Raw genomic sequence first — 20726 nt, forward strand, 5'->3', positions numbered from 1 at the left:
CTCAGATTTCGCGTCAACCGCCAAGTTTTGGTACGACTCGATCCAGTGGGAGCGGGCTTGCCCGCGAAGGGGCCCGCATAGGCGCAAAATTCATCCAGGTTTCTTCTCGATCCGCAACGCCTTGGCCTTCGCCTCCACCAGCAGATACATCACCAGCGTAATCAGCAACGGCAAGATGAAATAAATTGCCCGATACGCCAGCAACCCCGCCACCAGGCTTCCTCGCGACGCTTCATGCTGCAGCAAGGCGACAAACACCGCTTCCAGCACACCGAGCCCCGCCGGAATGTGCGTGATGACCCCGGCAATGGCGCTGATCAGCAGCACGCCGAGCACCAGCGGATAATCCAGCTTGCTCGGCAGCAGGGTGAAAATCACCGCGGCCATCAACGACCAGTTCAACGCCCCAAGGGCCAGTTGCAGCGTGGCCATGCGCAGCGACGGCAGGTTGATTTCCACGCCGCGAATCGCCCACTCCCGGCGTTTGGAAAACCGACAGGCCGCCAGATACCCGGCACTCACCAGCAGCAACAGGATGCCGACGCCCTGCAGCGCCGCGCTGCTGAGTTTCCAGCCCGGCGGCATGCGCACCAGCCCACTGCTGAACACCGCGCCGGCAATCACCATGTAGCCGAACCAGTTGGTCGCCAGGCTCAGGCCGAGGATCTTGGCGATATTGCTTTTGCTCACCCCCAGTCGCGAATACAGGCGATAGCGCATGGCGATGCCGCCGACCCAGGCACTCAGGTTCAGATTGAAGGCGTAGCTGATGACGCCCACCGGCAGGATCTGTTTCCACGTCAGGTCCTGACGGATGTAACTGCGGCCGATCAAATCGAAGCAGGCGTACACCAGAAAACTGGTCAGGGTCAGCCCGGACGCGATGATCAAGGTGCGTACCTTGAAATCGGCCAGGGTATCGAACACTTCGTTCCATTCGATGCGCTGGGCGAGCAGGGTGAACATCACGATCAGCAACAGAAAAAACAGCAGGGTCAGCGGCCGTTTCCAGCGACTCCAGGGAGATTTCGCCGGCGTGTGAGTGTGTGTCGCCGACGGGCTTTCAGCGCGGCTCATGGTCAGCGCTCCCGGTCGGCCGAGGGTAGGGTTTCAAATGCGGCTTGTGCGCCGGCAACCACCCGGCCCAGGCCGGAAAATGCCGCAGGAAGTGAAACACCAGGAAGCCGACGGTCATGTGCCAGATCCGCCCGCGGGGTGCGTTGTCCGGTGACATCATCTTGCAATGGTGATCGCTGAGGTCTTGCAGTCGCTTGAACAGGTATCGATTGAAGCTGCGGTCGCGGATCAAGACGTTGGCTTCCAGGTTCATCGACAGGCTCAAGGGATCAAGATTGCTCGAGCCGACTGTGCTCCACTCGTCGTCCACCAGCGCGACTTTGCCGTGCAGCGGACGGTCGCAGTATTCGTAGATCTTCACCCCGGACTTGAGCAGGTAGTCGTAGGTCATGCGCGCGGCCAGTTTGGCCACCAGCATGTCCGGCTGGCCCTGCAGGATCAGCCGCACATCGACGCCGCGTCGGGCCGCGTTGCGGATTTCCCGCAGCAGGCGAAAACCGGGAAAGAAATAGGCGTTGGCGATCACCACCCGGCGTTGGGCCTTGCGCAGCGCCAGGCGATACACCTGTTCAATGTCGGTCGAATGCTCGCCGTTGTCGCGATACACCAACCGGACCTGGCCATCGTGTTCGCTGAAGGCCATTTCCGTGCGCCGCTGCCGACGCCGCTGCCACCAGTATTTGGCCCGCACCGGGCGACCGCATTGCATCAGGGCGAAGTGATGAATGTCGGCTACTGCCGGGCCCTGCACTTCAACGGCGTAATCCTGCTTGGCTTCAGGGCCGAAGTCGGCCAGATGATCGGCGGAAAAATTGATCCCGCCGACGAAGGCCACGGTGCCATCCACCACCACTATCTTGCGATGCAGCCGGCGGAACCAGTTGACGCGAATACCCAGACGTTTCGGTGCCGGGTCGAACATCTGCAGGTGCACGCCGGCCGCAGTCAGGGCGGTGAGAAAAGCGGTGCTCAGTTCGCCACAGCCAAAGCCGTCGAGGCTGACGGTGGTACGCACGCCCCGCTGCGCGGCGTCGATCAGGATCTGCTGCAACTCATGGCCGACCTTGTCTTCGAACAGGATGAACGTCTCCAGGAGGATTTCGCTCTGCGCCTGGCGCAATGCTTCAAAGACCCGGGGGAAGTACGCCTCGCCGTTTTCCAGCAGCTCGACACGGTTGTTGCCTTGCCAGCCGTACTCGACGTCGACCGTGGTCGGTTCGTGCATTGGTGGTGCCGGGATCGCCTCAATCGTGGTGTTGTCCATCAATTGCTCGCTCATAGCTCGATCTCCACGGACAGCGGGGCATGGTCGGACAGATGCGACCAAGGGCGTGTGGTCAGCACCTGTGGCTGGCGGGCCTTGAGGTTGCGCACGTAGATGCGGTCCAGGCGCAATGTCGGGAGGCGGGCGGGAAAGCTGCGCGCCGGTTTGCCGTGGTGCTCGGCAAACACTTCACGCAAACCGCAGGGGCGGAGCAGGGCATCGGCGCGTTGCCGCCAGTCATTGAAGTCACCGGCGACTATGACCGGTTCGTCATCGGGCAAGTCCTTCAGGCGCTCGGTCAGCAACCTGAGCTGGGCGCTGCGGTGATCCTCGCGCAGGCCCAGGTGTACGCAAATCGCGTGTACGTGGCGGCCATCGCCGGGCAGGCGCAACACACAATGCAACAGCCCGCGGTTCTCGTGACCGCTGATGGACACGTCGAGGTTGTCGTGGCGGATGATCTGGAATTTCGACAGCAAGGCATTGCCGTGATCGCCCTCTGGATACACGGCATTTCGGCCGTAGGCGAACTGCGGCCACAGGGTATCGGCGAGAAATTCGTACTGCGGCATCGTCGGCCAATTGTTGTAGCGCTTGGGGTGCTGTTCGTGGGTGCCGTGCACTTCCTGCAAAAACACCACGTCGGCCGATACGCTGCGCACGGCCTCGCGCAGCTCAGGCAGGATGAAACGGCGGTTGAAGGCGGTAAAACCCTTGTGGGTGTTGACCGTCAGCACGGTAAAACGCTGCACAGCGGTATTGATGGGCGTCTGTTCATCGGTGACGCCGACCGGTTCCGGGAGGCTCATGGCAGCAGCCCGTCGGAGTAGAAGCCACCCCGCCAGAGCGTGTAGCGCCAACCTGAAATACCGATATGAATCGTCACCATGTCGCCCCCGCTCCGACTGTCGTTATCTTGGGATGACTGGCGTACGGCAGCGAAAGTTTCGACGGCATTACCGACGGCAGCGACCGGGCGCGCCGTAGGAGCCCGCGGGCCATGCGTGCTACTGTCTTTGCGGATGCTCTGCAACGCACATTCACGGGCCTTGGGCGAACTTGCCCGGCATTTTTTGATCAGTTCCTTACAGTCACAGCCAAGGGAGCGGGTGCTTTGATCAGGCTCAAGACCGCGATATTACTGGGAGCGTTGCTGTTTTTTGGCAGCGAGGAGCTGCAAGCCGCGGGGATTCCGGGGCTGCCGTCCGCCAGCGCCGCAACACCACCCGCTCATCCGGAACCCCTGGTACAGGGTGGCTTGCTTGGGGCGATCAGTTCGAGCATCGATGAGGTGCAGGACAAACTCGACCTCAACCAGAACCTGCTCGACGCCTGGCGCCTGCGCGCGGACCGCGCGGCCGATGAAGTGGATCAACTGGTCAATCGACCGTCGGCTCGTTCGCCCTGGAGCGTTGCTGGCGACTTCCTCTTGCTGACCTGCGTCTGGGCGGCCGTGTTCGCCGGGCTGTGGTCGTTCGGCCGCTGGATGGCGCGACGGCTGTGCGGACACCGTTTACTGCTCAGCCGCGAGCGCGGTCAGGCCTTGCTCGGTTATGTCTTGCCCTACACATTGCCGGCGGTAATCAGCCTGCCACTGACCATTTACGCCAGTCAGTTCGTGCCGGTTTCCGCAGGGCGGGCGCTGGCGTTGTCCTTTGCCTATGCCACCAGCGCCGGGGTCTTTGCCGCGTCGCTGGTCATGTCATTGGTGGTGATGTTCAACGCCGGCCACAAGCGTCGGGCCGTGCAGATCATTCGCGAGCAAAGCCCGCGACCGTTGTTCGGCATCGGTTTTCTGGTCGCCTTGAGCGATGCCCTGACCAGCCCGCAGATCGCCCATCAACTGGGTAACAACCTCACCAGCAGCGTTGCCGTGTTCACCGGTACGGCCGCGTCGGTCGCCTTCGGCCTGCTGGTGATCAGGATGCGCCGCCCGGTGGCCCACGTGATCCGTATCCTGCCGCTGGCGCAACGGACCAAGCAGCCAGCCTTGCGTGAAACCCTGCGGATTTTTTCCGGGCTCTGGTACTGGCCGATCCTGTTGATGGTGCTGGTCTCGGTCATCAACCTGGTCGGCATCGGCGACGACAACCAGAAAGTCATGCGCAGTGCGCTGTTCACCACGGTGCTACTGATTGCCACGGTGTTCCTCAGTACCAGCCTGCACCATCTGTTCAAAACACGCAGTGAGGCGGATGTTCGCCGCAGCAGTGCCTACAAGGAACGCTTTCTCAACCTGTCCCACGCCTTGCTGCGCATCGGCATGGCCATCGTCTTCATCGATATCCTTGGGCGGATCTGGGGCGTGTCGTTGTTCGAGTTCGCGGTGAGCAACTCGGTGGGCCGAGCGATCAGTGATTCGCTGAGCCACATCGGCCTGATCTTCCTGGTGACCTGGATGGTCTGGGTGGTGCTCGACACCGCCATCCAGGAGGCGCTGAAGCCGCCGGTCAACAAGCGTTCGGCACGCCAGCCAAGCACCAGGGTGAAAACTATCCTGCCGCTGCTGCGCAACGCGATCAAAATCGTCCTGGTGGTGATTTGCGCAATCACCACCATGGCCAATCTGGGGATCAACGTCGCGCCGTTCCTGGCCGGTGCCGGGGTCATCGGTCTGGCCATCGGTTTCGGTTCCCAGCAACTGGTGCAGGACGTGATCACCGGGTTGTTCATCATCATCGAAGACACCCTGTCCATCGGCGACTGGGTGGTGCTCGACTCCGGTCACGCCGGCACTGTTGAAGGCCTGACCATCCGCACCTTGCGCCTGCGGGACGGCAAGGGCTTCGTGCACTCGGTGCCGTTCGGCCAGATCAAGGCGGTGACCAACCAATCGCGGCAGTTCGCCTACGCGTTCTTTTCGGTGCAGTTCACCTACGACACCGATGTCGACAAGGCCATCGAGCTAATTCGTGAGGCCGGGCATTCGATCAGCGGCGACCCGTTCCTCAAGTACAACCTGCAAGGCCCGCTCGACGTGTTCGGCGTCGACCGGATGGACCTCAATGGCGTGGTGCTGACGGCGCAGTTCCGCACGGTGTCGGGCGGCCAATATGCGGTGAGTCGGGCATTCAACCAGCGTTTGAAAAAGCTTGTGGATAACAGCCCGTGGGTGCATTTCGCGCAGACTTATCCACAGCAGGCGCTGGTGCCGCGGCACCCCGTGGAACCACCGGAAGTTGAACACGAACCAGAACATTCGGCGGTGTTGATGCCGGACCGGCCGCGCGCTCAGTAAGTACGGGAAATCTTTGGCGGCGTTCCGACGATGGGGCCCAACCAGACGCCCTCAATGCCGGATCAGTTTGTTGTGCACCTCAGCGCGACTGAGCTGATCCATTTCCCCCCAGAAAACCGGCTTGCCGGCAATCTGCGCCGCCACCGGCAAACCATCCCGGTACACCAGTCGATTGCTCGCCAGCGCCGGGACTTTCGCCCCTGGCAGCAGCGTTCCGGCGAGGTTCAGCGGATCGACCCCGCACACCGCCACCAGACTTCCATCAGCCGGCCGACGGCGCACTTGCCGCAGCAGTGGGATCGCCTCCGGCAAGGCAAATTGCTCGCCTGCCAGACCACTGACAAAACGCCCCCCGCGAATCTCGCCACGGGCCTCCAGGCGATGGAAGGTGCGCAGCAATTCCCGCCAGCTTGGCAGCCAGTCCGCCTCGCGCTCCAGCAAACGCCAGAACACCACGCCGTAGCGCCGCAACAAGGTCATGGCGATGTGTTCGAGCGTCTCGTTCGGTGTGGGCGCAGGGCGTTGCTTGTCGATGACCGGCGCGGCAGTACCGCGTTTCAACAAGGCCCAGCGCCCGGCATCGTCCATGCCCCCGATGAAGGCACCGCGACCACGTCGGGCGGAATGCTGCTGGCGCTTGCTGGCGGGGGTAATCAGTGCCCGCAACCCGGCGAAACTGTCGGCGTTCACCCAGCCGGCACCGACCAGTTCCTGCAAGGCGATTTCCAGTTCCGAACGCAGCAGATGGGCTTCGTGGATCAGCTCATCAAAAAACAGCGCGCCCTGCTGGCTGAGAGCGGCGTGGACCTTTTGCGTCTTGGGCGACAGCTCACTCACTGGCGTGGTTTCGGCCAGGCTGCTCCAGAGCCCGACCTGACTGCGCGGCAGTAGCACTATCGGCGTGCTGCGCAAGGCCGTGGTGCTGCTCTTGTTGCGGCTGCTCAGGCGCGTCCACACCAGTTTTCCGCTGCGGCACAATTCATCCAGCCAGGAGGCTGAATAATCCTTGATACGCGCCGGCAAGATGTCGCTGTCCCAGGCCGATGCCGCCGCCGGATAGCCTTCGAACTGCGCGATGACCGCGGGTAGCATCGCTGCACCCTGGCCTTGGTTGGCGGTCGACAGATGCTGCCAGTCAAACAGAAAACGCATGAAATCCTGCAACGCCACCGGCTCGATTTCCCGGCGCAGGCGTTTGACCGTGTAGCGGTGAATTCGCGCCAGCAAATGCCGTTCACACCATTCCTCCTGGTCCACGCCAGGTGTGAATCGACCGCGCAACACGTAACCTTCGCGCTCCAGTTGGGCGAGGGCCTGAGCCACTTGCGTCGCTGGCAATCCCAGCGGTTCGGCGATGGGATTCAAGGGCAACGGGCCAAAGGCACTCAGCCGCGCACGAATGACTTCAAGCACCGCTTCATCCTGTTCCCAGACTTCATCGAAGCCCGGCAAAGCTTCCAGTGGCGGTTGCAGATTCGCCTGTGGATAAATCGCCTTCAGGCAGGTCAGCCGCTCCAGCGCCAGCCACAGCGATTGCCCGGAATTGATCTGCAAGCGGCTGGCGCGGCCGCTGGCGGCCAAGGCGTTGAGCCAGTCGAGCCACTGCACATTGGCTCCGGCTTCGGCATCGCTGATGCAAGCCAGGCTCATCAGCGCTTCATGCATTTCGTCCAGGCCGGTGGGCGCAGGCCAGGCTTCCTCGCGCACGGCAACAATCGCCTCGGCATCGAGGGCGCCGAGATCATCGGTCGATTGCGGGTCGCTCCAGCGTCGGTTGAGCACCGCTTGCGTGCGTCGTTCTTCCAGCGGTGCGTCGTCGAGAAAGGTGTAAGGCCGGGCGCTGAGAATTTCTGCCGCCAGCGGCGAGGGCGCAGGCAAGTCGCGACTGATCAGGCGGACGTCACCGCGCTCCATGCGCCGCAGCAAGGCCAGCCAGCCCTCGCTGTCCATCGCTTCATGCAGGCAGTCGTCGAGGGTTTGTTCCACCAGCGGGTGGTCGGGGATTTCCCGCTCACCGGCGAGGTTTTCCACACAAGCGATCTGATCGGGGAACACGCTGGCGATCAGGTCTTCGCTTTTCATTCGCTGGATCTGCGGCGCTACTTTGCGCCCACCGCTGTAGCGCGGTAGCGCCAGGGCTACACCGGCATTCCAGCGCCAGCGCACGCCGAACAGCGGTGCCTCCAGGAGCGCCTGAATCAGAATGTGTTCGGCGCTGTTGCTGTGCAGGTAACGCCAGACGTCATCCAGTTCAAAGCTGTGGCTGGTGGACAGCGACAGCACGATGGCATCTTCGCTGGCGGCGGCCTGCAATTCGAAGTTGAAGGTGCGGCAGAAACGCTTGCGCAGGGCCAGGCCCCAGGCGCGGTTGATGCGGCTGCCGAAGGGCGTGTGGATGACCAGTTGGGTGCCGCCGGACTCGTCGAAAAAACGCTCCATCAGCAACGTGTCTTGCGACGGTAGCGCGCCCAGGGTCTGCCGTGCGCGGGCCAGGTAGTCCACCAGCTGTTCGGCGCTGGCGAGGTTCAGGCCGAGGGTACCGGTCAGCCAGTCGAGGGCGGGCTGCAAGTGGCCCGGGGTGATGCCGAGCAAGTCGTCGAGGTGCGCTTGCAGGCGTGCCACTGCCGCCGACAGTTCAGCGCTGCGGCCCGGTGCTTCGCCAAGCCAGAAGGGAATGCTCGGCGGCTGGCCTTGTGCATCCTCGACCCGGACCCTGCCGGTTTCAACGCGCAGGATCCGGTAGGAAGTATTGCCCAACTGGAAGACATCCCCGGCGATGCTTTCCACGGCGAAGTCTTCGTTGACGCTGCCGATGTTCAGCCCCTGGGGTTCGAGCAACACGGCATAGTCGGCGTTGTCCGGAATGGTCCCGCCACTGGTCACGGCCGTCAGCCTGGCGCCCCGGCGACCGCGCAGGGTGCGGCTTACGGCGTCGCGGTGCAGATAAGCGCTGCGAATACCCTGGCGGCCGTTGTTGCCCTCGGCGAGCATCTGCAGCACGGCCTGATAGTGCTGTTCGTCGAGTTCGGCATAGGGCGAAGCACGGCGCAGCATGTCCAGTAGCGCCTGCTCCTGCCATTCCTGGCAACTGACTTCGGCGATGATCTGCTGGGCCAGCACATCCAGCGGTGCCCGCGGGATCAGCAGGGTGTCGAGCTCACCCCGGCGCACGCAGTCGAGTAACGCGGCGCATTCGATCAGGTCGTCGCGGGTGGTGGCGAATAAACGCCCCTTGGGCGTGCCGCCAACCTGGTGCCCGGAGCGGCCGACCCGTTGCAGAAAACCGGCAATCGAACGCGGCGAGGCGATCTGGCAGACCAGATCGACGTCGCCGATGTCGATGCCCAGTTCCAGCGAGGCGGTCGCGATCAATACCTGCAACTCGCCACGCTTGAGCCGCTGTTCGGCATCCAGGCGAAACTCCTTGGCCAGACTGCCATGGTGCGCGGCCACGGCGTGCTTGCCGAGGCGTTCGCTCAGGTGCCGGCTCAAGCGTTCGGCCAAGCGTCGGGTGTTGACGAAAATCAGCGTGGTCCGGTGTTCGCGGGCGAGGGCGGCGAGGCGATCGTAGACCAGTTCCCAGACATCATTGGCCATCACCGCCGATAACGGCACCGGAGGTACCTCGATGTCCAGATCCCGGGGGCGGGCATGGCCGATGTCGATGATCTCGCACGGGCGCCCGTGCCCCACCAGAAATCGCGAGACCGCTTCGATAGGTTTTTGCGTGGCCGACAGCCCGATACGCAACAGCGGCTGCGGGCAAAGCGCCTGCAAGCGTTCCAGGCTCAGGGCCAGGTGGCTGCCGCGTTTGCTCGCGGCCATGGCGTGGATTTCGTCGACGATGACGGTTTGCGTGGTACCGAGCATTGTTCGCCCGGAGTCGGAGCCGAGCAGCACGTAGAGGGATTCGGGCGTCGTCACCAGAATGTGCGGCGCGGTCTTGCGCATCGCCGAGCGTTCTTTTTGCGGTGTATCACCGGTGCGCACGGCCGTGCTGATCTGCAATTCGGGCAGGCCCATGCTGCGCAATTGTTCGGTAATGCCAGCGAGGGGGGTCTGCAGGTTGATCTGAATGTCGTTGGAAAGCGCCTTGAGCGGCGACACGTAGACCACCAGGGTTTCGTCGGGCAAGCCGTCGGGGCTTTCCAGACCGCGGTGTACCAGGTCGTCGATCACCGCGAGAAATGCGGTAAGGGTCTTGCCGGAGCCAGTGGGCGCGGCGACCAGGGTCGAACGGCGCTGGCGAATCAACGGCCACGCCCGGGCCTGGGCGGCGGTGACCGCTGGGAAGGTGTGACTGAACCAGGCGCTGACGGCGGGGTGAAAACCGTTCAGGGCGCTGTCTGCGGGGAGGGGCAGGTTCATGGAGCCAGTTATGCGGGTGGGGGCTCGAAGATGCAAGTACCGCTCGGGGATCTCTATCGATGCTGATGGCCTCATCGCGAGCAGCACCCCAAATCCCGGACATCTACACTTTACGGATGACGGTTGCGCACTAAACCCGCAAAATGCAACGATTCCGGCCTCTATCCATGACATCGCCCGTGCGCGCTGTCGATAAGCCATCGTTCCAATCAGACTGGGCCTGCTGACTCTATGCGAATGCGCCTTATGTTACTGGGCGGCGGAAATGCCCTTGGGCAGGCGCTGATTCGCCTCGGTGCAGAGGAAGACATCGGTTTCCTCGCCCCCCGCCCGCCAGAAAACGGCTGGGATGCCGCGAGCCTGACGCAACTGCTCGACGACACCCGTCCGGATGCGTTGATCAACCTCGCCTATTACTTTGACTGGTTCCAGGCCGAGGTGGTCAGCGAACAGCGTCTGGCCGGCCAGGAACGCGCCATCGAGCGCCTGGCCGAGCTGTGCCAGCATCACAACATCGTGCTGGTGCAACCCTCGAGCTATCGCGTGTTCGACGGCTCGCGCGCCACGGCCTACAGCGAAAAAGACGAACCGGTACCCTTGGGCCTGCGCGGCCAGGCGTTGTGGCGAATCGAACAAAGCGTTCGTGCCACCTGCCCGCAACACGTGTTGCTGCGCTTCGGCTGGCTGCTCGATGACAGCCCTGATGGCGCATTGGGACGTTTCCTCGCCCGTGCAGAAAAACCTGAAGAGCTGCTGATGGCCGACGACCGTCGCGGCAATCCGACGCCGGTCGATGATGCGGCGCGGGTGATCATTTCCGTGCTCAAACAACTCGACTGCGCCGCGCCACTGTGGGGCACCTATCACTATGCCGGGCATGAGGCGACCACGCCCCTGGCGCTGGGGCAGGCGATCCTGACCGAAGCCCGCAGCCTGCATGAACTGGCCATCGAAGCGCCGACCGCCCAGGCCCATGCCGCGCGACCGGATGCCGCTGAAGAACCGCAGCACGCGGTACTGGCCTGCAAGAAAATCCTTCACACCTTCGGGATCAAACCGCGGGCTTGGCGTGCTGCGCTTCCCGCCCTACTGGACAGGTTCTATCGCCATGGCTGACGGCCCCGTACTCATCACCGGCGGCGCCGGTTTCATTGGTTCGCACCTGACCGACGCCTTGCTTGCCAAGGGCCACTCGGTGCGCGTTCTCGATGACCTGTCCACCGGCAAGCGCAGCAATCTGCCGCTGGACAATCCCCGGGTCGAGCTGATCGTCGGCGACGTTGCCGATGCGGCGCTGGTTACCAGGGCCATGGCCGGTTGCAGTGCGGTGGCGCACCTGGCAGCCATTGCTTCGGTGCCGGCCTCGGTGGACGACCCGGTGAAAACCCACCAGAGCAACTTCATCGGCACCCTGAATGTCTGCGAAGCCATGCGCCAGGCCGAGGTCAAGCGCGTGGTGTTCGCCTCCAGTGCGGCGGTCTACGGCAACAATGGCGAAGGTGAGTCGATCGATGAAGACACCGCCAAGGAACCCTTGACGCCCTACGCGTCGGACAAGCTGGCCAGCGAGTACTACTTCGATTTCTACCGTCGCCAGCATGGCCTGGAACCGGTGATCTTCCGCTTCTTCAACATCTTCGGCCCGCGCCAGGATCCGTCTTCGCCCTACTCCGGGGTGATCAGCATTTTCAGCGAGCGCGCGCAGAAGGGCCTGCCGATCACCCTGTTCGGTGACGGCGAGCAGACCCGGGACTTTTTCTACGTTGAAGACCTGGTCGACCTGCTGGTGCAGGCCATCGAAAAACCAGTGGTTGAAGTCGGCGCGGTCAACGTCGGCTGGAACCAGGCCACGACCCTCAAGCAGATGCTGCAAGCGCTCGAGGCCGTGGTCGGTGAGTTGCCGCCGGTGAGCTATGGTCCTGCACGCTCCGGTGACATTCGCCATTCGCGAGCGAACAACCAGCGTCTGCTGGAGCGCTTCAACACCGGCCAGCAGACGCCGTTGAGCGTTGGCCTGGCGCGCTTGCTCGGGCGCTGACCAAGGCTGAAACGCAGACATGAAAAAGGCGCCTTTTGACAGGCGCCTTTTTCACGGCCGGAATCCGCATTTACTACGCTGTAATCCCTGTGCCGAGGGAGCGTTCCTCCCCGGTCGACTGCAACGGTCGCCGTCAGCTCTGAGTCTGCTCGCCATCAAGCCTCATTCACCACCACGTGAACGTTCGTTTAGAACTTGTAGCCCAGACCGACCATGTACACGAACGGGTCGACGTCGACGTTGACACGGGCGCGGGTGCCCGGGGCCACGGCGTCGTTTTCAACGGTCGCGCGGGTGTCGATGTCGATGTAACGCACCTGGGCGTTGAGCATGACCTTGTCGGTCAGCATGTAGTCGGCACCGACCTGCCACGCCATGCCCCAGGAGTTCTTCGCATTGAAGTTGCTGAAACCGGCGGCGCTGGCTTCGCTGCCGACGTGTTCGTCATAGATCCAGGTGTAGTTGATGCCGGCGCCCACATACGGCTGGAAGTCCGATTTCGGGTCCAGCGGGTAGTACACCACGCTCAGGGTCGGCGGCAGGTGTTTGAGGGTGCCGAGTTTGCCGTTGGCGGCGGACAGGGCGGTGCCCTTGAGCTTCACGTCATGTTCGAACGGGGTGGCCGCCAGCAACTCGATACCGATGTTGTTGGTGATCATGTAGGCGAAGTTCAGACCCAGTTGCGTGTCGCTGCTCATGGTTGCCTTGCCGCCCAGATCGGCACCGGCCAACGGACCCTGATCGACCTTGACGCTGGAGCTGTCGGCCTTCGGGTTAACGGTGATGGCGCCGGCACGCAGGATGATGTCACCTGCTTCGTGGGCGTGGGCAAACGGGGCTGCGAGCGCGAGGACTGCCAGCGAGGCACCGAGCAAGGACTTGTTCATGGGGGCTCCAGAGGACGTTAGAAATTTTCGATGTCCAATGGTAAACAGTCGTTTGATTCGGTCTGTTGACGCAGCTCAATGAAATCGTGAAGGGCTTGGGTTTATCGGGGATTTTCGATGGCCCCATCGCCGTCCACAGACAAGCTCGCTGCCACAGTCGAAACGCATTTCCCTGTGGGAGCGAGCTTGCTCGCGAAGACTATTATGCAGGCGACGATGAACGTCCGGCTTCACTCCTGCAATTCATACATGTAGATCTTGTCCGCCTCCATCTGGTACCCGGCGTCGGCGATTTCGCTGCTGGACGCCTTGACCTGCAAGGGGCCCTCGACCCAGTACGGCTGATACAGCTCGTCGACCTTCACACCCACTTCACTCTTGACGTGGACGATCTGGTTCGACGGCGGTGGCGGTACGTGGATGCACGCGCCGAAATACGGCACCAGCAGGAACTCGGTGGTGCGGCCTTCTTCGTTCACTTCCAGTGGCACGATGTAGCCCGGCAGACGAATGTCCTGACCGTCGAGGGTCTGCACCACCGGTGCATCGGGCAGGTCTTGCTTGGCCGCCGGTGCCGATTCGGCGGATAGCGCGTTGCCCATCTGCGACAGGTCGTGCAGCGGGGTCATGTTCGGCACTTCTTTCGGCGCATCTGGCGGGATCATTTCCGACCAGGTCAGGTCGCGCGGCTGGGCCGCCCACAGCGGCAGCGCGACCAGCATCAACAGCGCAAGTACAGCGCGGGGCATTTTCAACGTCCTCATAAACGGATCGACAGGCCATCGGCCAGGGATTGGCGATAGGCGCGCCACGCTGGCACGCTGCCCATCAGCAAGGCTGCGATCAGGATGCCACCCAGCAGCGTCCATTCATACTGACTTGGCCAGGACAGCGGCAGATACAGGCCGTAGTTCGCCTGCACATAACCCTGGGCCACGGCGATGCACACATACAGCAGGGCCACGCCGGCGACCACGCCAGCCAGCGCCAGGGCGAAGGCTTCCAGCACCAGCAGGGTCGCGATGTGCCATGGCCGTGCACCCACCGAGCGCAGAATCGCCATCTCGCGGCGACGTTCGTTGAGGCTGGTGAGAATAGCCGTGAGCATGCCGATCAAGCCGGTCAGAACCACGAACAGCGACACGATGAACAGGGCTTTTTCCGCCGTGCTCATCAGGCTCCACAGCTCTTGCAAGGCCACGCCCGGGAGGATCGCTAGCATCGGCTCTCCGCGGAATTCGTTGATTTCCCGTTGCAGGGCGAAGGTCGAAATCTTGTTGTTGAGGCCGAGCATGAACGCGGTGATCGCTTGCGGCGTCAGGTCCATGTTGCGCGCCTGATCGGCGGTGACGCGTCCTTCGCCACGGGCCGGTACGCCGTTGTGCCAGTCGATGTGAATCGCCTCCATGCCGCCGAGGCTGATGTGCAACGTGCGGTCCACTGGCGTGCCGGTACGCTTGAGGACTCCGACCACTGTGAAGGGTTTGTCATCGTGCTTGACCAGGCTGATCGCTGCCACGCCGTGAGCCAGCACCAGCTTGTCGCCGAGCTTGTAGTGCAGGGCGTCGGCCACTTCGGCGCCGAGCACCACTTCAAACGGGTCGGTGGCAAAGGCACGGCCATCGGCCAGTTCCAGGTGCTGCTGGCGGCCATACTGGTAATGCTCGAAATAGGCTTCGGTGGTGCCCATCACCCGGTAGCCGCGATGGGAGTCGCCGAGGGACATGGGGATTGCCCATTTCACTTTCGGGTTGCTGGCGAAGTGTTCGAAGCTGTCCCAGCGGATGTTGTTGGTGGCGTTGCCGATGCGGAACACCGAGTACAGCAGCAGGTTCACCGAGCCCGAGCGCGCGCCGACGATCAGGTCGGTACCGCTGATGGTGCTGGCGAAACTGGCCTTGGCTTCAGTGCGTACGCGTTCGACGGCCAGCAGCAGGCAGACTGACAAGGCGATGGCGAAGGCCGTGAGGATCGCGGTGAAGCGGCGGTTGGCCAGGCTGGCCATGGCCAGACGAAACAGATACATGTCAAACCTCTGCGGGCGTGGCGGCGCGATTGAGTTCGGCCAGCGACAGGTTGTGATCGAACAGCGGCGCCAGGCTCTGGTCATGGCTGACGAACAGCAGGCTCGAACCGGCTTCGCGGCATTCGGCGAACAGCAGGCGAATGAAGTTTTCGCGGGCGTCGTAGTCGAGGGCCGAGGTCGGCTCGTCGGCGATTACCAATTCTGGTTGGCCGATCAAGGCACGGGCGGCGGCGACCCGTTGCTGTTGGCCGATGGACAACGAGTCGGCGCGGCGATTGAGGATGTTTTCATCCTTCAGCCCCAGGTGCGCCAGCAGCGTGGCGGCGGCCTTGTCTACGCTGCCGTGGCGCTGCTTCGCCCGTTCGGCGCGCAGTTTCGAGAAGTGGCAGGGCAGTTCGACGTTTTCGCGTACCGACAGGAACGGCAGCAGGTTGAACTGCTGGAAGATGTAGCCGGTGTGGTCGACCCGGAAGTGATCGCGGGCGCCGGCCGACAGCTCGGTCAGTTCCTGGCCAAGCAGGCGGATGCTGCCGCGATCAGGCTTTTGCACACCGCCGAGCAGGCCGAGCAGGGTGGTCTTGCCACTGCCGCTGGGGCCTTTGAGGAACAGGGTTTCGCCGCGTTCCAGGCGAAACGCCGGGATGTCCAGCAGTGGCGGGTGACCGGGCCAGCTGAAGCCCAGGTCGGAGAGTTCGATGAGTGCTTGGGTCATGTGCAACCGGTCTGGTAGGTGATGAGCACTGGTAGGAGCGAGCCTGCTCGCGATGGCGTGTCAGTCAGTAAGTGGCGACTGGCCTGGCATCGCGAGCAGGGGGCTTACAGTTTATTCAGAACTTCAGCGCGGCAGCCTTGGCCGTCACGTCGACACCCTGCTGGCCGCTCGGGCCAATCAGTTGTACCTGAATTTTCTGGGTCGCCGGGAATCGGTTGAAAATATTCGCCAGGTCCAGGGTTTTCAGCGCAGCCGGCGTCGCGCAGGTGAACTGGTAGCGGGCGTGGACTTCGCTGTGTTCGTGATGATGTTCGTCGCCGTCTGCATCCTTGGCGTCGTCATCGTGATCATCGTCGGCATCGGGCTTGTCACCGAACAGCGGGCTTTCCAGTTCCTGGTTCTCCACCACGCAACCGGCGGCCTTGGGCAGGTTGAACAATACCAATGGTTGTTCAAGCTGAGCACGGGCGGCAGCCACTTTGGCCTTGTCGGCGTCAGTGGTGGCGGCGTGTTCGAAACCGACCAGGTTCATCGCCGGGCTGTCCAGCTCCAGCTCCAGGGTCGGCCCGTCCAGCGCCGCGTTCAGCCGGCCGACGCCATGTTCGTGAGCACCGAGGCTGCCGTGCTCATGGTCGTGATCGTGTTCGTCGGCGGCGTGAGCGAGAGCCAGCGGCAACAAGGCAAACGGCAGAGCGAGGAGCAGACGGCGCATGGCGAGTCTCCGAAGTAAAATGAAAAATATGTTATGTAATCTTATAACGTAAGTGCGCAGAGTTTGACTGCCTGCTTGGCGATGCACAAGTCCCATGGGAGCATGGGCGCAAGAAATGTGCGGGAGCAGACCTATGTTGCGAATTCGCGGAAGCATCGGCGACTGGCCGGTGGATTTGACGCTGGAAATGGATGACAGCGACTGGGCACGCCTGGGCGCGCAGTTGACGGTGGAGAAAACCGAGACGCCTGCCGCCACGGCGAAACCGCTGAATCAGGATGATGCGCTGTGGCAGATCGCCAGGGATTTGTTGCGCAAGGCCGGGCAACTCAGCGGGCCTGACCTGCTCGATCAACTGGAAGGGCTGACCGGCAGCGCCGTGGCGGGCAAGCGCCTGTTGGTGCGCTTGCGCCACAGCTCGGATGTGAAGGTGCTGAGCGGCGGGGATACGCCGCTCTACAGCTGGATCGAATGATGCCCGGCAATAACCGCGATCAGTACAGCGCCGCAAACAACTTGCGACGGTAGGTGCTCACCAGCGGGTGATCATTGCCCAACAGCTCGAACACTTGCAGCAAGGTCTTGTGCGGCAGGCCTTCGCTGTAGCTGCGGTTGCGGATGAACAGTTTGAGCAAGGCATCCAGCGCCGCTTCGTATTGCTGACGAGCCAGTTGCTGGATGGCCAGTTGGTAGACCGCTTCATCGTCCTGCGGGTCTTTCGCCAGGCGTGCCTTCAGCTCGGCCGCATCCGGCAGGTCCCGAGCCAACCCCAGAAACTTGATCTGCGCCTTGGCACCGGCCAGCGCGGCCTTGTGTTCGTCGCTCTTGACCGCGTCCAGCACGGCCTGGGCTTCACCCAGCTCGCCACGTTCAGTCAGGCAGCGGGCGTAAAGGATCAGCGCCTTGGCATTGGTGTTGTCTTCGCCCAGCAACACTTTCAACAGCGCCTCGGCATCGGCGAAACGGCTGTCGTCGAACAGCGCCTGAGCCTGCTCGAACGGATCGGCGGCCGCCGGCGGTGGCATCTGCACGTGGGGTTCGAGCAGGGCGCGAACCGCGGATTCCGGCTGCGCACCGGCGAAACCGTCCACCGGCTGACCATCCTTGAACAGCACCACGGTCGGCAGGCTGCGAATGCCGAAACGGGCGACGATGTCCTGCTCGATGTCGCAGTTGACCTTGGCCAGCAGCAACTCGCCCTGATAGCTCTCGGCGATGCTTTGCAGCATCGGCATCAACACCTTGCAGGGCGCGCACCATTCGGCCCAGAAATCCACCAGCACCGGTTTGTGAAAGGAGTTCTCGATCACCGACTGGTCGAAATCGGCAGTCGTGGCGTCGAAGATGTACGGCGTTGGCTGACTCATTGGGGGGATCTCGTAAAAGCGTGAATGGGGCAACTATACGGCTTGGTGGGGTGTGGCCGGAAGGCGGCCACCGTTAGAACTGTGTTGTCTGGCAGGCCGCCATCGCGAGCAAGGGAACGCATTCCACTGTGGGAGCGAGCTTGCTCGCGATGCTTTTCAGCCGCGCCGCGCGTGATACAGGCTCACATGCCGAAACTCATGGGGCTCGGCCAGGTCTGGCAAGGTCATGGCTTCCAGCATCTCGATGCGTTGATACAACGGATGACGGAAATCCCTGACCCGCGAATCCGCCACCAGCGCCTCTCGACCCCGACTGAGAAACTCGTCAAGCAGCGGCAGGTTCGCCCGGTCGTACAGCACATCCGCCACCAGGATCAGATCGAAGCGATCGGCCTCGGCGAAAAAGTCCGTGGAGTAATTGAGCTGCACGTCATTGAGCGCCGCGTTCGCCCGGCAGGCGGCGATGGCCAAGGGGTCGAGGTCACAGGCCACCACTTCCAGCGCGCCGGCCTTCACCGCAGCAATACCTGCAACACCAGAGCCGGCGCCGAAATCCAGCACCCGTTTGCCTTCGACCCACTGCGGGTTGTCCGCCAGGTAGCGGGCCACGGCCAGGCCGCTGGCCCAGCAGAAACTCCAGTATGGCGGCTCATGCAGGATGCGCCGGGTTTCTTCCGGGCTGAAGGCGCGGTCCATGTTGTCGCCATCGATCAGCCACAACTTCAGGTCGGTGCCCGGTAATTCGCAGTCCACCAGTTGCGCATCGCCGAGCAGGTCGCTCAGGGCCTGTTGCAGGTCGAGCGGCGCACTCATGGGGCTTTGACGAATTGCAGCTGGCCCAGGGCCTGGGTGGTCGGTTGGGTGATCACCTGCGAAGGCAGGTGCAGGATCAACTGACCGGACTGGCTGGCGCGACCACGCAGTTCAACCCGCGCACCGGCCGGGAAGGCCTCCGGGTTGAAGCGCAGATGAAACGGCAATACCTGATTGGTACCGATAATGGTCGAACTGGCGAGCAATTGTTGCGGGCGATCCTTGTCGTCGATCACCAGCAGCGCCAGTTCGACTTCGGCGCCGGCCGGTACGCCTTGCAGGGTGCCGCTCAATTCGCGCTGATACGCCGGCAGCGGGCCGAGTTCCGTCGCTTGTCGGGCCTGCTTCTGCGCCTGCTGCGACGCGGGGCCTGGCGTAGGCGGCTGGGGTTTCGGGGCATCGCTGCCGCACGCTGCCAGCAGGCTGAAAACACTGAGTAAAACGAGCGCTCGTAACGACATTTGCGACTCCGGCAAAAGGGTATCCATGGATCAAGCGGTATAGCTCGACTGTATACCGCAAACCCTATGGCTTGTCTTGCCACCGGGATGCGCTACCATGGCCCTCCCTTTTTTTGTTGCCTGCCACCATGCACTGTCCCTTCTGCGGTGCCAACGACACCAAGGTCATCGACTCGCGTCTGGTCGCCGAGGGCGAACAGGTGCGCCGCCGGCGTGAATGCCTGGCCTGCGGCGAACGTTTCACGACGTTCGAGACGGCTGAACTGGTGTTGCCGCGCCTGATCAAAACCGACGGCAGTCGCCAGCCGTTCGACGAAGAAAAACTCCGCGCCGGCATGCAGCGCGCGCTGGAGAAGCGCCCGGTGAGTGTCGAGCGCCTCGAATCGTCGCTGGTGCACATCAAACACAAACTGCGTGCCACGGGCGAACGCGAGGTCAAATCCCTCGTGGTCGGCGAGCTGGTGATGGCCGAGCTGCAAAAGCTCGATGAAGTTGCCTACATTCGCTTCGCCTCGGTGTATCGCCGCTTCCAGGATCTCAACGAGTTCCGCGAAGAGATCGATCGCCTGGCCCGGGAACCGGTGAAAGAATGACCACGCCCGCCGAACTTGCCATCCTCGATGCCCACTTCATGGCCCGTGCCCTGGAGCTGGCGCGCAAAGGTCATTACACGACGCACCCCAACCCGCGTGTCGGCTGTGTAATCGTGCGTGACGGGCAGATCGTCGGCGAAGGCTGGCATGTCCGCGCCGGCGAACCCCACGCTGAAGTCCATGCCTTGCGCGCCGCCGGTGAGCTGGCGCGTGGCGCGACGGCCTACGTGACGCTCGAACCCTGCAGCCATCACGGGCGCACGCCGCCCTGTGCCGACGCGCTGGTCAACGCTGGCGTGGCGCGGGTGGTGGCAGCGATGCAGGACCCGAACCCGGAAGTCGCCGGTCGCGGTCTGCAACGCCTGGCCCAGGCCGGGATTGCCACTGAAAGCGGTGTGCTGGAAGGCGAGGCGCGTCAGCTCAATCAAGGTTTCCTCAAGCGCATGGAGCACGGCTTGCCGTTCGTTCGGGTCAAGCTGGCGATGAGCCTCGACGGTCGCACGGCGATGGAAAGCGGCGAAAGCCAGTGGATCACCGGCCCGGCTGCCCGTTCGGCCGTACAACGCCTGCGTGCCCAGGCCAGCGTCGTGCTGACCGGCGCTGACACGGTACTGGCAGACAATGCGCGGTTGACCGTGCGCGCCGATGAGCTGGGGCTGGATGCCGAACAAACCGCACTGGCCATGAGCCGCCCACCGTTGCGTGTATTGATTGACGGCCGTCTGCGGGTGCCGCTCGATGCGCCGTTCTTCAAGGCTGGCCCGGCCCTGGTCGCGACCTGCATGGCGGTGGAAGAGCAGTACGCCAATGGCCCCGAGTGCCTGATCGTGCCGGGCGATGACGGCCAGGTCGATCTGCGCCGCTTGCTGGTTGAACTCGCCGCCCGAGGCATCAATGAAGTGCTGGTCGAAGCAGGTCCACGTCTGGCGGGCGCGTTTGCGCAACTCGGCCTGGTGGACGAGTTCCAGATTTTCATGGCGGGCAAGTTCATGGGCGCTTCGGCGCGACCGCTGCTGGACTGGCCGATCGCGCAAATGAAGGATGCGCCCGAACTGAAGATCACCGAAATTCGCGCGGTTGGCGATGACTGGCGAGTCACTGCCATCCCATCGCCATCAGCGAGCGTATAATTCCCGGCCATCGCTATAGCGCTGGCCCTGTTCTCGAGGA

The 20726-nt window shown here is 63.0% G+C and carries 18 protein-coding genes; 6 read left to right on the forward strand and 12 right to left on the reverse strand.

The annotated features are described in order from the left end of the window. Nucleotides 1-90: 90 nt before the first annotated feature. Genes EIY72_RS22375 through EIY72_RS22385 form a run of 3 tightly spaced genes read right to left on the reverse strand, consistent with a single transcriptional unit; the run spans nt 91 to nt 3150 of the window. Nucleotides 91-1077: a lysylphosphatidylglycerol synthase domain-containing protein gene (locus EIY72_RS22375; protein ID WP_093229702.1), complete on the reverse strand. Its 987-nt coding sequence runs from the start codon at nt 1075-1077 to the stop codon at nt 91-93. Further along, nucleotides 1064-2356, reverse strand: a complete 1293-nt coding sequence (gene clsB / locus EIY72_RS22380; protein ID WP_093229705.1) for a cardiolipin synthase ClsB — start codon at nt 2354-2356, stop codon at nt 1064-1066. The genes EIY72_RS22375 and clsB overlap by 14 nt, the downstream gene beginning before the upstream one ends. After that, nucleotides 2353-3150 carry an endonuclease/exonuclease/phosphatase family protein gene (locus EIY72_RS22385; protein WP_093229708.1) on the reverse strand — a complete coding sequence of 266 codons (798 nt, stop codon included), beginning with the start codon at nt 3148-3150 and terminating at the stop codon, nt 2353-2355. Before EIY72_RS22385 ends, clsB begins: the two co-directional genes overlap by 4 nt. Before the next feature lie 305 nt (nt 3151-3455). Between EIY72_RS22385 and EIY72_RS22395 the strand changes: the two genes are divergently transcribed. Then, on the forward strand, nt 3456-5579 hold the full coding sequence (locus EIY72_RS22395) for a mechanosensitive ion channel family protein (protein ID WP_093229711.1): 2124 nt from the start codon (nt 3456-3458) through the stop codon (nt 5577-5579). Between the two features lie 51 nt (nt 5580-5630). On the opposite strand, the gene EIY72_RS22400 is transcribed toward EIY72_RS22395, so the two are convergent. Then, entirely contained in the window at nt 5631-9947 is a 4317-nt protein-coding gene (locus tag EIY72_RS22400; protein ID WP_093229714.1) for a DEAD/DEAH box helicase, read from the reverse strand. Between the two features lie 231 nt (nt 9948-10178). Here EIY72_RS22400 and EIY72_RS22405 point away from each other — a divergent pair, with 231 nt between their 5' ends. Then, nucleotides 10179-11063: a sugar nucleotide-binding protein gene (locus EIY72_RS22405; RefSeq protein WP_093229716.1), complete on the forward strand. Its 885-nt coding sequence runs from the start codon at nt 10179-10181 to the stop codon at nt 11061-11063. Then, nucleotides 11056-11985 carry an NAD-dependent epimerase/dehydratase family protein gene (locus tag EIY72_RS22410; protein ID WP_093229719.1) on the forward strand — a complete coding sequence of 310 codons (930 nt, stop codon included), beginning with the start codon at nt 11056-11058 and terminating at the stop codon, nt 11983-11985. Before EIY72_RS22405 ends, EIY72_RS22410 begins: the two co-directional genes overlap by 8 nt. A gap of 188 nt (nt 11986-12173) precedes the next feature. On the opposite strand, the gene EIY72_RS22415 is transcribed toward EIY72_RS22410, so the two are convergent. The 5 genes from EIY72_RS22415 to EIY72_RS22435 all read right to left on the reverse strand — a co-directional run bounded on the left by EIY72_RS22415 (nt 12174) and on the right by EIY72_RS22435 (nt 16322). Beyond that, the gene (locus EIY72_RS22415; RefSeq protein ID WP_093229721.1) at nt 12174-12872 is read right to left on the reverse strand and encodes an OmpW/AlkL family protein; all 699 of its coding nucleotides are present in this window, start codon (nt 12870-12872) and stop codon (nt 12174-12176) included. 230 nt (nt 12873-13102) lie between these two features. Continuing rightward, nucleotides 13103-13621, reverse strand: coding sequence for a DUF3299 domain-containing protein (locus EIY72_RS22420; RefSeq protein ID WP_093229724.1), 519 nt, complete (start codon nt 13619-13621; stop codon nt 13103-13105). An 11-nt stretch (nt 13622-13632) separates the two neighbouring features. Continuing rightward, nucleotides 13633-14898 carry an ABC transporter permease gene (locus EIY72_RS22425; RefSeq protein ID WP_093229726.1) on the reverse strand — a complete coding sequence of 422 codons (1266 nt, stop codon included), beginning with the start codon at nt 14896-14898 and terminating at the stop codon, nt 13633-13635. Nucleotide 14899: 1 nt separating this feature from the next. After that, nucleotides 14900-15610 (reverse strand): ABC transporter ATP-binding protein, encoded by a 711-nt coding sequence (locus EIY72_RS22430; RefSeq protein ID WP_093229729.1) that lies wholly within the window; start codon nt 15608-15610, stop codon nt 14900-14902. A 115-nt stretch (nt 15611-15725) separates the two neighbouring features. After that, complete coding sequence (locus EIY72_RS22435) at nt 15726-16322, reverse strand: DUF2796 domain-containing protein (protein WP_093229732.1); 597 nt, start codon at nt 16320-16322, stop codon at nt 15726-15728. 133 nt (nt 16323-16455) lie between these two features. Here EIY72_RS22435 and EIY72_RS22440 point away from each other — a divergent pair, with 133 nt between their 5' ends. Then, nucleotides 16456-16797 carry a hypothetical protein gene (locus EIY72_RS22440; protein ID WP_093229734.1) on the forward strand — a complete coding sequence of 114 codons (342 nt, stop codon included), beginning with the start codon at nt 16456-16458 and terminating at the stop codon, nt 16795-16797. A gap of 19 nt (nt 16798-16816) precedes the next feature. Here the strand turns inward: EIY72_RS22440 and trxA are convergent, their stop codons facing one another. From trxA to EIY72_RS22455, 3 genes are all read right to left on the reverse strand, one after another. After that, nucleotides 16817-17689 (reverse strand): thioredoxin, encoded by an 873-nt coding sequence (trxA, locus tag EIY72_RS22445; RefSeq protein WP_093229736.1) that lies wholly within the window; start codon nt 17687-17689, stop codon nt 16817-16819. Nucleotides 17690-17845: 156 nt separating this feature from the next. Then, nucleotides 17846-18502: a class I SAM-dependent methyltransferase gene (locus tag EIY72_RS22450; protein ID WP_093229738.1), complete on the reverse strand. Its 657-nt coding sequence runs from the start codon at nt 18500-18502 to the stop codon at nt 17846-17848. Next, the gene (locus EIY72_RS22455; protein WP_093229740.1) at nt 18499-18963 is read right to left on the reverse strand and encodes a YbaY family lipoprotein; all 465 of its coding nucleotides are present in this window, start codon (nt 18961-18963) and stop codon (nt 18499-18501) included. Before EIY72_RS22455 ends, EIY72_RS22450 begins: the two co-directional genes overlap by 4 nt. 128 nt (nt 18964-19091) lie before the next feature. Between EIY72_RS22455 and nrdR the strand changes: the two genes are divergently transcribed. Both nrdR and ribD read left to right on the forward strand, forming a co-directional pair. Beyond that, nucleotides 19092-19556: a transcriptional regulator NrdR gene (gene nrdR, locus EIY72_RS22460; RefSeq protein ID WP_003228656.1), complete on the forward strand. Its 465-nt coding sequence runs from the start codon at nt 19092-19094 to the stop codon at nt 19554-19556. Beyond that, complete coding sequence (gene ribD, locus EIY72_RS22465) at nt 19553-20686, forward strand: bifunctional diaminohydroxyphosphoribosylaminopyrimidine deaminase/5-amino-6-(5-phosphoribosylamino)uracil reductase RibD (RefSeq protein WP_093229743.1); 1134 nt, start codon at nt 19553-19555, stop codon at nt 20684-20686. Before nrdR ends, ribD begins: the two co-directional genes overlap by 4 nt. Nucleotides 20687-20726: the final 40 nt, after the last annotated feature.

This window comes from Pseudomonas vancouverensis (genome assembly GCF_004348895.1).
In the GTDB taxonomy this organism is placed as follows: domain Bacteria; phylum Pseudomonadota; class Gammaproteobacteria; order Pseudomonadales; family Pseudomonadaceae; genus Aquipseudomonas; species Aquipseudomonas vancouverensis.